At 59.5% G+C, this 13,069-nt stretch carries 10 protein-coding genes; 5 read left to right on the top strand and 5 right to left on the bottom strand.

Features of this window, described 5'->3' with window-relative positions:
• Positions 1-21 precede the first annotated feature (21 nt).
• Genes AC56QQ_RS27205 through AC56QQ_RS27220 form a run of 4 tightly spaced genes read left to right on the top strand, consistent with a single transcriptional unit; the run spans position 22 to position 4,250 of the window.
• Positions 22-1,197 (top strand): DegT/DnrJ/EryC1/StrS family aminotransferase, encoded by a 1,176-nt coding sequence (locus tag AC56QQ_RS27205; protein ID WP_497124065.1) that lies wholly within the window; start codon positions 22-24, stop codon positions 1,195-1,197.
• Positions 1,197-2,204, top strand: coding sequence for a thiamine pyrophosphate-dependent dehydrogenase E1 component subunit alpha (locus tag AC56QQ_RS27210; RefSeq protein ID WP_497124066.1), 1,008 nt, complete (start codon positions 1,197-1,199; stop codon positions 2,202-2,204). Before AC56QQ_RS27205 ends, AC56QQ_RS27210 begins: the two co-directional genes overlap by 1 nt.
• 3 nt (positions 2,205-2,207) lie before the next feature.
• Positions 2,208-3,140, top strand: a complete 933-nt coding sequence (locus tag AC56QQ_RS27215; RefSeq protein WP_497124067.1) for an alpha-ketoacid dehydrogenase subunit beta — start codon at positions 2,208-2,210, stop codon at positions 3,138-3,140.
• Between the two features lie 6 nt (positions 3,141-3,146).
• Positions 3,147-4,250 carry a NeuD/PglB/VioB family sugar acetyltransferase gene (locus tag AC56QQ_RS27220; protein WP_497124068.1) on the top strand — a complete coding sequence of 368 codons (1,104 nt, stop codon included), beginning with the start codon at positions 3,147-3,149 and terminating at the stop codon, positions 4,248-4,250.
• A gap of 140 nt (positions 4,251-4,390) precedes the next feature.
• On the opposite strand, the gene AC56QQ_RS27225 is transcribed toward AC56QQ_RS27220, so the two are convergent.
• On the bottom strand, positions 4,391-6,433 hold the full coding sequence (locus tag AC56QQ_RS27225) for an acyltransferase family protein (protein ID WP_497124069.1): 2,043 nt from the start codon (positions 6,431-6,433) through the stop codon (positions 4,391-4,393).
• Positions 6,434-7,104: 671 nt separating this feature from the next.
• Between AC56QQ_RS27225 and AC56QQ_RS27230 the strand changes: the two genes are divergently transcribed.
• Complete coding sequence (locus AC56QQ_RS27230; protein ID WP_497124070.1) at positions 7,105-8,253, top strand: acyltransferase family protein; 1,149 nt, start codon at positions 7,105-7,107, stop codon at positions 8,251-8,253.
• 41 nt (positions 8,254-8,294) lie between these two features.
• On the opposite strand, the gene AC56QQ_RS27235 is transcribed toward AC56QQ_RS27230, so the two are convergent.
• The 4 genes from AC56QQ_RS27235 to AC56QQ_RS27250 form a co-directional block, all read right to left on the bottom strand.
• Positions 8,295-8,969 carry a Crp/Fnr family transcriptional regulator gene (locus AC56QQ_RS27235; protein WP_497124071.1) on the bottom strand — a complete coding sequence of 225 codons (675 nt, stop codon included), beginning with the start codon at positions 8,967-8,969 and terminating at the stop codon, positions 8,295-8,297.
• Positions 8,970-9,185: 216 nt separating this feature from the next.
• Complete coding sequence (locus AC56QQ_RS27240) at positions 9,186-9,959, bottom strand: LuxR C-terminal-related transcriptional regulator (RefSeq protein ID WP_497124072.1); 774 nt, start codon at positions 9,957-9,959, stop codon at positions 9,186-9,188.
• Between the two features lie 485 nt (positions 9,960-10,444).
• On the bottom strand, positions 10,445-12,040 hold the full coding sequence (locus AC56QQ_RS27245; protein ID WP_497124073.1) for an FAD-dependent oxidoreductase: 1,596 nt from the start codon (positions 12,038-12,040) through the stop codon (positions 10,445-10,447).
• 200 nt (positions 12,041-12,240) lie between these two features.
• Positions 12,241-12,657: a Ros/MucR family transcriptional regulator gene (locus AC56QQ_RS27250; protein ID WP_489859946.1), complete on the bottom strand. Its 417-nt coding sequence runs from the start codon at positions 12,655-12,657 to the stop codon at positions 12,241-12,243.
• Between the last annotated feature and the right edge of the window lie 412 nt (positions 12,658-13,069).

The raw sequence follows: 13,069 nt of genomic DNA on the forward strand, positions 1-13,069 counted from the left end.
TTCTAGCTGGAGTGTTCCAAGATGAAACGCTGGCCAATCTATGACGAAGAGCAGATAGCCGATGTGGTCGAGGTTCTGCGATCGGGCCGGGTGAACGCCTGGACAGGCGACCATGTCAAGACCTTCGAACGAGCCTATGCGCGCAGCCTCGGCCGACGTCATGCAGTGGCGCTGGCCAATGGCTCGCTCGCGCTGGATCTTGCCATGAAAATCCTCCACATCGGCGCCGGCGACGAGGTCATCGTGACGCCCCGCAGTTTCGTCGCCTCCGCTGCTTGCGTCATGTTTGCCGGGGCGACGCCAGTTTTCGCGGATGTCGATCCGATCTCGGGCAACCTTTCCGCTGAAACGATCGCGCCGAAGATAACGGCCCGAACGAAGGCTGTCATTGTCGTGCATATCGCCGGGTGGCCATGCGACATGGCGCCGATCATGGCACTTGCAAAGCGCAACGGCATCAAGGTCATCGAGGATTGCGCCCAGGCGCATGGAGCCGAATACAACGGACGGCCAATCGGCTCCTTCGGTGACATAGCGGCGTTTTCGTTCTGCCAGGACAAGATCATCACGACCGGCGGCGAGGGTGGACTTGTCGCAATGGACGACAGGAAATTGTGGCTCGCCGCCTGGAGCCTCAAGGACCACGGCAAGAACTACAATCTGGTCTTTGCCCCACATCGGGCGACCGGGTTTCGCTGGCTGCATGACAGCATCGGCACCAACTGGCGCATGACATCGATCCAGGCCGTGCTCGGCTTGCGGCAACTCGAACGCCTGCCCGACTGGGTTCGTCAGCGCGAGCAAAATGCCGACATCTGGCTAAGGACGCTTGCCGATCTGCCGATGCTGCGCGCGCCCCGGCTCGATCCGGCGCACCGGCATGCCTGGTATCGATGCTATTTCTATATCAAGCCGGAGATGCTCTCCTCGGGATGGTCGCGTGACGAGCTGATCGCGGCCATCAATGCGGCAGGCGTTCCATGCTTCTCGGGAAGCTGCTCCGAGATCTATCTGGAACATGCCTTCGCGGATGCCGGCGTGGCACCTCCCGAACGTCTTCCGGTTGCGCGGCAGCTCGGGGAAACAAGCATAGCCTTCCTGGTCGACCCGTCCTGGACGACCGAGGAGACGACGGCGGCGGCATCGACGACGCGATCCATCCTGGTAGGGGCCGCTCGCCAGCTCGAGGCGGCATGATGAACGAGCATGCGATCAGGAAAGACAGAGACGCTCCAGCGTCTTCCCTTGGAGAGCTGAGAATCGTGACGACTTCGGCATTGCAGAACCTTGCCCTTCCCAAGGCAGGCAATACGCTGCTCGGGTTCGAATTGCCGCTCGAGGTCCGGCTCTATCAGCAGATGATGCTCATCCGGCTCGTCGAGGAGCGCTTGCTCGATCTTTTTTCCCAGGGGCTCCTGTTCGGCACGACGCACACGTCCATTGGACAGGAAGCCAACGCGGTGGGGGTGGTGAACGCCCTCGACCGGGACCGCGACATTATTTGGAGCAACCACCGCTGCCATGGTCATTTCATTGCCTATTCGGGCGAAGTCGAAGGCCTGTTCGCGGAGATCATGGGGCGTGTAACCGGCATTTGCGGGGGACGCGGCGGCAGTCAGCATCTGTGTTTCCGCAACTTCCACTCAAATGGCATCCAGGGGGGCATAGCGCCCGTGGCGGTAGGCAGCGCGCTGGCGCGAAAGGACGAGGGCGCTGTCGCGGTGGTCTTCCTGGGCGATGGCACGATGGGTGAGGGAGCCGTGTACGAGAGCTTGAACCTCGCCGCCATTTTCGGCGCCCCCGTCCTTTTCGTGATCGAGGACAACGAAATCGCCCAAACGACGCCCAAGAATCTGACCGTCTCCGGTTCGATCGTCGCCAGGGCCGAACCGTTCGGTATCCGCACATTCGCCTATGATGGCAACGATCCGGTCGAGATATGCGAGCTTGCCCAAGAGGCGGTAAGCTATGTCCGCGCCGAATCCCGCCCCTGCTGGCTCTACTTGCGAACCGAACGGATTGGTCCCCACAGCAAGGGAGATGACACTCGGCCAGCCTTGCGCCTCGAGCAAGCTCGAGCCAGGGATCCGATCCCCCCGATGCGCCGGCGCGTCGCGAACTTCGAGGAGATCGACGCCTTTTGTCGATCTGTCGTCGACCGCGCGGTCGAATCCGCCGCCGCGGCTGCCATGGCGCGAGGCTGACCCATGCGTGTCGTCGAATCGATCAATCACGCGCTTCACGATCTCATGGAAGCAAACCTGCGCCTGGTGATCCTGGGTGAGGACATTATCGATCCCTATGGCGGCGCATTCAAAGTCACCAAGGGACTTTCCTCGGCCTATCAGGATCGGGTCTGGACCACGCCGATCAGCGAGGGTAGCATTGTCGGCATGGCGGCGGGACTGGCCCTCAAAGGCAGGCCTGCGATCGTCGAGCTGATGTTCGGAGATTTCATCGCCCTTGCCGCCGACCAGATCATCAATCACGCTGCCAAGTTCCGCTGGATGTATAACGATCAGGTTGAGGTCCCCATCATTATCCGCGCTCCCATGGGCGGACGGCGCGGCTACGGGCCGACGCACTCACAAAGTCTGGAAAAGCATTTTTGCGGCGTGCCCGGCCTTACAGTGCTTGCCACGCATGAATATGCGGACCCGGGTGCGCTGTTGCATCGGGCCTTCGCTTCCCGATCCCCTCACCTGATCATCGAAAACAAGGTCATGTATTCGAGGCCCGTGCTCGGCGCGGCCGCGCTCCCATGTCCGCCGGATGCAGATATCGTGATCCTGACATATGGGGGTTGCGTCGAGCACGCGGTTGCGGCCGCAAACAAGCTCGCTGAAGAGGAGGAAATCGCGACCGCAGTGGTGGCCGTTGAGCAGCTGTCGCCATTTCCTGTCGAGGATATCGTGAGCCAGGTTGGCAATTGCAGCCGCGTTATCGCCGTGGAGGAAGGCACTCCCGGCTGGGGCTTCGCATCCGAATGCGCCCGAGCCCTGATCGGTCGGGTCAGGCACTTCAGTGCATTGGCTGGACCGGATCACCCCATTCCCTCCAGCCGTGAATGGGAGGACGATCTGCTGCCGGGTGTGAACGCCATCCGGGCGGCCTGCGTCGATCTGTTCACGAGAGGCTAAGCGTTCATGAGTGTGCTTGTCGAAGCCCCGCGGGTTAACGCCAACGAGGACAATCTTCAGCTGATCGAAATCAGGGTCGTGCAGGGTGAGAGGGTCGAGGAAGGGGCTATTCTCTTTGTCCTCGAGACCACGAAGGCCGCGGTTGAGGTTTATGCTCCGGAGGCAGGAACCATCGGCCGGCTCGACAGCAAGGTCGGTGACTTCGTCACTGTCGGCGCGGTGCTGTGCGAAATCGTCGACGAAAATGCGAACGCCGCATCCGGAACGGCCAGCACGGCCAATGTCGGCGTCAACGAGATCGCGATAACGGCCAAGGCCCGCAAGGCCGCGGCCGAGCTTGGGATCGACCTTGCGGATGTCAGTCCCTCCAACGGCCGCATCGGCGAAGCCGAGGTGCGCGCGGCAGCCAGCCGCCGGTCCGAGGCCACGGTGGCAGGACCGGACGAGTTCCAGCCCGTCCTTCCTTCCGGGTCCACGCGGCGGGCCGTCATCATCGGTGGCGGCGGCCACGCCGCCTGCTTGATCGATGCTCTCGATGGGTCCGGATACGACATCCTCGGCTGCACTGATCAAGCTCTGCCCGTTGGGCAGCACGTCTGCGGCGGCATTTCGGTGATCGGTACGGAAGAGTGCCTGGAGCGTTTGCTCGCCGAGGGCACGCGCTACGCCTTCATCGGCATCGGGGGTGCGCAGTCAAGCGAGGTGAGGCGGACGATGTTTGAACGCGCCCTGGCCATGGGCTTCGTTCTGCCGCCTGTGATCCACCCCTCCGCGATCGTCTCCAAGGCAACCAGGATTGGACATGGCTGTCATATTCTGGCTGGCGCGAGCATCGGTCCGCGCTGTACGATCGGCAACAACGTCATCGTCAACCAGGGAAGTATCGTCTGCCACGACAGCATCGTGCAGGACAATGCGCACCTGACCCCGGGCGCCATCCTCGCCGGCGGAGTGAGCGTCGGAGCGAGGACTGTCGTGGGAATGGGCGCAACCGTGCTGCTGGGCGTCCAGATCGGCGCCGACTGCCTGATCCACAACGGCGCGCATATCAGCGCCAATGTCGGAGACAATACCATCGTTGACGCTCAGGGCCGCCGACATCTCCGCTAGAGCAATTCCAGGAAAAGTGTGAAACGGTTTTCCCGGGAAAAGCGCCTAGCGCTTTCCCTTGGGAATTGCGTCAAAACAAAGAGTTAGAGCGGTTTGCCGTTTCCGTAAAACGGTGAACTGCTCTAGTGCCTGGCGAGGCGTCAGGCGCCTCGCCGCAAAGCTCTTTCAAACAATGGCACGAGTATCCTGGAACCCGGAATGCTGAGGTGGTGGCTGTCAAAGTACAGCGGCTTCCCATCCATTATGGCAACACACCGGTCCTGCGGACAAAGTACTTGCGTCGGATATACGCGAATGAGGCCGACATGTCGGCCCAGCCTGTCCAAAATGCCAAATGCAATCTGCTGTCGCTCCCGATAGAGGCTCTCCGGTATGCTGAAGCTGGACAGCGCATGGCCCCGCAGGGCATGGCCCTGCGCCACGAGCCGGGCAGCCGTGGAGGGTACGTCATAACCCACCTCCGGGACTGGGTAGACGATGACCACCTTTTTCCCGGCTTGCAGGAGCCGACCCACGGTTCTCCTGAGCGATGTTTCGAACGCGTGACGCGCCTCGACGGAGAAGCGGTCGAATTGAATGCCGTCCCGGTCCTGCAGCTGCGGAAGATTGCCGTTTCGTTCCGCTGGTCCAAGTTCGATCGCGCGGCCCTCGAGATAGAGCGACCATCTGGCAGCGATTATGACGGTCTTCAGCTCCGGGTGGCCGAGTGCGTATCTAAGCCGCAAATCGTTTCCCCGGATGCAATTTCGGTCCGTTCCGACGCCCATGAGGGGGGGACAGCGGGGGGTCGCGCCGTAGACCGTGCTTGCGCCATGCGCGGCCAGCTCCGACATTGCCCCGAACATCGCCCCCGCATGAGAATCTCCCCACAGAAAGATCCGGGCATTCGCGGTGGCGCCTATTGTACAGGGGGAATTCGCAGCGAGCTGAAGAGACACGTTTGCGCATTCATCCGCTTCAGGATTGGCGGACAAGGCATAGCTGGACAACACATTCACATCCTTGGAGAAGCGGGTCGGCCAGCCATTGTCCAGATAGATGACTGAGCCGGTCATGGCCACGGCGACGATGGCGAAGGCGCCTCCAGCCAGGACGGGCACTGGGCGGGCTATCCGTGACGGCACCCGCAACGGGCGCTCGATGTATCGCCAGGACATGAACGCCAGCGTGAATGAGGCGGCCACCAGGGCGGCAGACTGAAGCGAACTGAGCTGATCGATTGCCAGATAACCAACCAGGACAATCAGCGGCCAATGCCAAAGATACAGGGAGTAGCTTATCAGACCCACGCCGACGAACGGCCTTGTTGAAATCAGTCGTGTGACCGAGCAATTCCCAGCACTTCCTCCGTGAATGACAAGGGCAGCGCCGATGCATGGAAGGAGTGCCGCGACGCCGGGGAATGAAGTCACATCGGAATAACGCAGCACGGCAGCAAGGATCAGCAGCAATCCGGCCCCTGTCGCCACCTCGCACTGCCAGCGCCTGGCGAGGCGCGGGAAGGTTCCAAGCGCCAGGAGGCTGCCCAACAGCAACTCCCACGCCCTGAACGGAGTGAGGTAAAAGGCGGCAGTAACGTCGTACCGCATCACCATGACAGTCGCGAGGAACGTAATTCCTGCCACGCTCGCCAGGAGGATGCGAACATTGCGAACTCCCAGCCACCAGATGGATATCAAAAACAACGGAAACAGGATGTAGAACTGCTCCTCCACCGCCAGTGACCAGGTGTGGATGAGTGGCTGGTCGTAAGTTTCCCCATCAAAATAACCGGTCTTCAGCCAAAACCCGATGTTGGACGAGAAGAGGGCCGTGGCGACGGAGTTGCGACCGAAGCGCCTGAAGTCATCCGGCAGGAAGATGAAGGCGCATGCCAATGTACAGACGGCCAGCATGGCGAACAACGCCGGAAAAATGCGGCGTATACGCCGCTCATAGAAATGCCAGACCGAGAACTCGCCTGCTCGCAAATCCCTGGCGATCAATTGGGTTATCAGGTAGCCGGAGATGACAAAGAAGATATCGACGCCAACGTATCCGCCGCTGAACACGGTGAAACCGGCGTGGAACAGCACAACCGAAACGACAGCGACGGCGCGTAAACCATCAATGTCGGCTCGGTAGGCTGGGGCCGCCAGGGCTGCATGTTGCGATGCCGACCCCGGGAGTTTCCGCGAGTCCAACACCACACCAGCGGCGAGGCTGGGCCTATGACCTTGGTAGCTTGGCATACTGGTCCTGTATAACGCGCCTACGCGCTGATGCCCGCCCGCAATAAAGGGGTAGCCCATGCCTTAAATCGGACTAGCGGGCGAAGGGCCGCTGGCCATTCCTGGCGCCTGCAGGACGCGTTCTCGACAGCATTTGACTTACCGTCCGCACGGCCGCCCGGGATCCGGGTTCGGCAAGCCGCATCCGTCTGCTTTTCAAATGATTAAAAGCTGGGCAGAGCAGCGGGTGCGCGAACCGCGTTTGCGTGGCCGACGATCCGCTGAAGGATTTTGTAACGCCCAAGCCGCGGTTGGGCACCGTCCACATCCGGCGGCGGCTGCGCATCCCATCTCGCGACAGCGCCCGACGACCGCCATCAGGCATGCCGCGCCCGCTGGACGATCTTGATGCGTGTCTCGACCGGATCTTCCGTCGACGGCTCTCGCAGCCCGCCCAGGCCTAACCATTCCGGTCAATTGTTCCTGGCTGCCCCCCACTTTTGGGCTGGGGGTATCCGCCTATTTCCCCAAGGATTGCAAGACATGGACTGCTGTAGGGTGAAACGATCTGCCAAGGTCAGGTTTGAAAGCTCAAGATGGCTGCCACCCATTCCAGCCCTGTGAGACTATCGGATACCCAGCATTTGACCGCTGAAGCGTCAGCGAAGCCATCAGTGAAGCCAATTGGCGACAATTCGTTCAATATAGCCGCGCATGGGCTGCGCGGCATCGCGTCGCTCATGGTGTTCTTCGCGCATCTCCTGGGTGGCACGGCAGAGCACGTCTACGCCTCCAACACGGCCTATGTCGACGGCATCACGCCGTTCTGGAACTTCGGCACTTTCGGCGTTTGTCTTTTCTTCGTCATCAGTGGCTTCGTTATCCTGCCCAGCGCGATGCGCTACAGTCCAACTGAGTTTGCCGCCCGACGCTTCATGCGCCTCTACCCTCTGTTTTTCGCGTTCAGCGTGCTTTTCATCCTGCTGAACGCCACAACGAACCTTTATCCCGAAACCAACAATCTCACGTCGGTTCTGGCTGGATTGACATTCCTGAATCTTTTCGCCCGCACCGAGCAGCTCACTCCGAATGCATGGAGCCTGACTTTCGAAGTCTGGTTCTACGTGTTTATGGCAGCGTTCGTGTTTGTCGCTGTTCGTCGCCCTAGCAAGCTTGGCCTGGTCGTCCTAAGCCTCCTTGCCGTGCTGTTTATCGCCAGGTATCCGATCGCCCTGTATTTTGTCGCGGGGGGCCTGATCCGCCTCGCCCACGACCGATATGAATGGGTAAGTCGGGGTCACCACCGCCTTGCCGAGAGCGCGGCCTTCGCAGCCTGCGTCTTTCTGTCGACCCGCGGTCACTACGACTATCATTTGTCCGATTTCCAGAATGCCGAGGTGCCCTTGCTGGTTGCGGCAACCGCTCTTTACTTCTGCCTCGCGGTATCGCGGAACAGCTTGACGGCGCTGTTGCTCGGCAACCGGCTCCTTCGCTACTTCGGGACGGTCAGCTACAGCCTATATCTGGTGCATCCCTACACGTATTTCTTATCCCGCGCGGCCTTCTCGCACGCTCATCTCTTCACCGCCAACGTCGCAGTCTCGATGGGCGCCTTCATTGTTGTGACAGGCGCGATCACCTGGATCCTGACGCATTTCGCGAACCGCACCCTCGAACTGTGGCCCTATGAGTTCGTCTATCATCAGAAGATCTATCGCTCGACATCGCAACCCAGTGCCGCGCGGCTGTGGCTGGCCTTGAACACCAAACGATCCGCCTGGCTGCGGGGATAAGAGCGCCGCCGCAGCACTGGTTTGAAACCAACCATGGCCGATTAATCGTCGGACCTTGCCAGCAAGTCCGTCAGGCGGGACACATCGGGCACAAGAAGCTCCTTTGCGCGGCGCAGGACTATTCCGACACTCTGCAGGTAGCTGAGTTCGCGGGCCACGGCTTCACGATGCGTGCCGATGCGATTGGCCAAATCCGTGTGTGTGGGAATGGGAGAAATGACGGCCGAACCGCCGGTTTCGATATTCTCCGCACACAAGCGCAGCAATTCGCTATGAACGCGCGATCGCACGCTGAGTGTCGAGAGTTCAACGATATGCTCGACAATCAGGTGCTGGCGCTCGACCAACATCTGGACGAGGGCCTGAAGCGCCTCGGGATCGTTCTTGATTATATCCAGGAAGGTCCGACTTCCGATGGAAGCGATCGTGCATGGTCCCGCTGCTTCAATCGAATAAGGCACCAGCGGGAGTTCGCCGCTCAGAGCTGCTCCGTTGACGAGTGATCCCTGGTGCGCCGACGGGAGCCACACGATCTTGCCTGTGCGAGTGTAAACAGGGAAGCGGAGTTCGCCATCCAGAAGAAAGAAAACCCGATCGACTTTTTCGCCGGCCGGGATCAAGACATCACCGTCATCGAGATGGAACCAATGACAGCGGCGGTTCATCTCGGCCAGCGTGGATGGACGAACGGCGTGGAAATGTTCGATACCGTTCAAATCCAGGCTTTGTAACGTGTTCCGATCAGCCGCGGGAGCGGCCTCCCTCTCAGTCCGCGGAACGGAATGTCGCTCAGGCGGCTGTTTCACCTTTCCTCGCCCTCGAAAAATGTCGATCCCCCTGCGGGCCCTCAAGAACGAGGGCCCAATAAAGCCATCCACCATGGTTGCCGCGGGTAGAAAACATCACCCTTTCATCGAGGCGGCAGCCATGCCTCAATTTCGCATGGTAACACCATCATATGGCGTCGTGTTAAGGATATAGGCTACCTCAGTACGATTTCTGGCGCGCAGCTTTTTCATCACATTGCGGATGTGCACCTTGACTGTGCTTTCACACATGTTGAGTTCGTATGCGATAACCTTGTTTGCCTTGCCTCGGCGCAACGCTTCGATCACCGACATCTGGCGTGACGTAAAGACATTGTCGCCCTGCGGCTGCTTGGCTGGCTGGCTGTCCTTGATTGCCTGGCCCGAACTGAAGAGAACACTGGGCGGTATGAAGGTCCCGCCCGCCGCGACAAGCTGGATCGCCTTTGCCGCAACCTGCAAGCTGACGCTCGTGGGGATGTAGCCGCGCGTGCCGCTTTCTACCGCTTTGACGATATCGTCAAAGTTCTCGATATCCGACAGCATCACGATTCCCAGAGACGGTCTGGTTGCCTTGAGATGAGCAATCCGCGCAAGATGATAGTCCGCGTGAGAGTTCGACCACATGACGCACAGCAAGACCGTCGAAACCCGTTCGGTCTCCTCCGGACTCGCGGCGTCGAACGCTTCGACGGTCGCATAGCGTTGGATGCGAAATGATGGCTCGATGAGTTCGAGGCTTCTGGCGAAGCAGTCGCACATCAGTGGCCGATCATCGATGATCGCAATCTCCATCCCCTCCCGTGAGGGAACAGGTCCTATATGATTTGTATTGGCAACAGCTGAATAGAGAGCCAGATCGGTATTGATCGGCTGATCGTTGTTCGACAGACTTGTCATGGCTTACCCCCAACCCGAAATTTTCACTGCGACGTAGAATTCACCCCAACGTAGAATTCGACTTCGAGAACCCACCTCCTTAATCCATTAGGAACCTACCTTCTTAAGGTATTAGTAATAACTTGTGGATTGGGAGCGCGGTGTGACAAAACGCACAGCGTGAATATAATCTCGTATTTGTGAAGCTCTGGACCGAGGTGGACAGGTGTCGAAGCGTCGAGTCGGCCCCACCGAAAGGCGTATGCATCAACAGGATGGATAGCCGGCTACGCCGGATGCAGTCTATGCCCTGTAGTGCAAACCGATATTTGACGCATTGCCACTTTCAAAGCTGCAACCTCCGCGGCCCTCTCCAAAGGCTGCAAGCAAAACTGCAAATGTACAATTGTGAAGCGAAGTGGTAACTTCGGAAATGCTCGCAGTCCGATCTCCAGACAACGGTCGCCCCAGGTCAATCGGGCGCTCCACCAACGAGGAACGGACCTTTACTCAAGCCATTGTTGGAGATTCTGGCCCAATTTAATGGCGAGTGCCACAATGGTCAGGGTGGGCATATCGTTTCCCCCGGTTGGAAAGACCGAGCTGCCGGCGATGAAAAGATTCGCGAGGCCGTGCACCTGGCATTTGCTGTCGACCACACCCGTTCGCGGATCGTTGCTCATCCTCGTTGTACCCATGTGGTGCCTGACCCAGCGGTATGAGATGTCTTCCCCCCCGGTCGGGGTTTCGTCGGTGCCGGCCTGGACGTCGCTTCTGTGGCCCAGCAGCCGCATCTCTTCCGTGATGATGGTCTGCATCCGCTCTAGTGTGCGCCGAACGAGAGGTCCCACCTTCCATTCCAGCTTCACGCGCGGAAGATTGAATTCGTCACGCTTTGTATCCAGGGTAACCCGGCTTTCCGGGTCCGGCTCTTGTTCGAGGATGGTGTCAAAGTGAAAATGCCTGGCGCGGTGCCGTGAGTGCCAAATGCGTTCGATGCCTGACGAGATTGATCCCGCGGGATGCCGAAAGATCGTGCGGCCACTCTTGATAAGGTCGCGATGCAGGCGACCCTTGCGCAGCCAGAAGGCAAGATACTGCAGGGCCTCGGAGCCATCCATATCGTTGACGCAAGGCCCCGGCTTGATCCACGTCCGGGAGCCGAGAAGTCCTTCTCTCGCGCGGATCTCCGGGCGCAGAACAAGCCCGAATGCATCGTTGATGCCGCCGCCCGCGGGCCCCGGCAAATCAGCCATGCGAGTCCCGACCGAGGGTACGTGAAGGGCGACGGTTTTGTCAGGTCGGCTGACTTGCAGACTCCCCCACCTTACTCGCGGATGCTCCATGAAATAGCGGCCAACCAGGTCATGCTGGTTGCCGATCCCATTCGGCATCTGTCGGTTGGAAACCAGGAGGAGGCGTGCGTTTTCGATCCCGCCGCAGGCCAGCACAAAGAAACGCGCCTCTATCTGGAATTGATTGTTCGGTGCGCTGGCTACCTCGATGGAGCGAACCCGTCTCCCTGAGTCGTCGGTGTCGAGCCGAAGGGCTGTGGCGTGCAGGATAACCTGCACGTTCCTTGCCGTTTGTAATCTCGTATGCAGCGTTGCCCCGAGATCCGGGACGGGGCTGAGAAAGCAGCGTTCGGAAAAAAGCGGTCCATTCGTGCGTAGCGTCGCGGAGGCCGGCTCATCAGCCAGCAGGTTCTTGATCCCCAGCAAGTCGGCGGCCGATTCGTAGTGGGGAAGTAGCGACTTGCGATCGACAGGCCACCCGCTCATCGGGATCCAATGCCGATGCTCGAAATCGACGCTATCAAGCATCTTGCACCATCCGCCCCAACCAGCCTTGCCGGTACTGCCGCCAAACTGGCGGATTCGGCAAAGGTCCAGCGCCTCATAGGGCCTGCCTACAGATTGCCCCCGCGACAGTCGTTGCCGCCGATGCTCATAGTTGAGGCCGCCGCTTTCAATGACGCAGACGCGATGCCGCGTTCCTGCGAACTGCGCGGCGAGCGCAAGACCGGCCGCGCCCGCTCCGACTATGCACAAATCCGTCTCCAGCCGGACGCCTTCCGGAAGGTCCTTGCAGTCTTCAATCATGTCGGTGCCGATCGGGAGGAAACAGCAACGGGCTTACGAGGCAGTGGGCGGCCATCTCCACGCTTCCCCCACCCCCCGATCCAGCTGTCTGCTGGCATTGCATCGGACAGCGGACGGAATTTGTAGTCCGCGCAAGACAGTTGCAATAATATGACCGAAGCTGTCATAGCCGTCGAGGCCTGAGGCGGCAGCCCATTGGGTCAGGTTGCGGAAGTCTGATTACTGGCATTCCGTTGTCCAAGCCTGATCCTCTTGGCCGCTTGCGAACGCAATTCGGTGAAATTCGGCGCGACCAATGGGTAGTCCGGCGGCAAACCCCATTTCCTGCGATAATCCGCCGGTGTCATTCCCATCGAGGCCAGATACCGCTTCAATGATTTCATCCTGCGTCCGTCCTCCAGGCTGATGATGAAATCGGGCGTCACCGACTTGCTGATCGGCACGGCGGGAACGAGTTTCGGTTTGGGCTTTTCCGCGCCTGCGGAGAGGGCCTGCAACGTGCGGCCGACATTCTGGACCAGATCCACCAGATCAGAACGGGAGGCCTGGTTCCTGCTGACAAAGGCCGAAACGATCTTGACGGTTAATTCCAAATGATCGACGGGGTCAGGGTCCATAATCCGCTCTCGACTGACGATGGTTGTCGTCCGTGACAAATGCGGAGCAGGCTTTGGATCACTCGTCTGCCGAATTATCCAACATCAAATCGGGAGCATATGCTCCTGATCCCCCCGCGTTTGGAGCCTGCAATGGCATCCCTGGGTGCCACTTATGTCAATTGCCCTTGGTGGTATTGAATCCACCCAAAAGTGGTAACCGATCGTGCCGGTCAAGGTACACCGTCCACTGGTGGCCAAGCACGTCGTGCTGCGCTTGCTCGGCGTTTTCTTGGAAATTGCTGACCAAAACGCGCCTTATACGTGAAAAATCATCAGATATTCCATATATATTTGGCCTTTTGAAGGGGGCGAAGTTGCTACCTCCGCCGACTGCTACACAATTACCAGAAACATATGATAAATCATGTCT

The organism is Mesorhizobium sp. RCAM 05099, assembly GCF_059683685.1.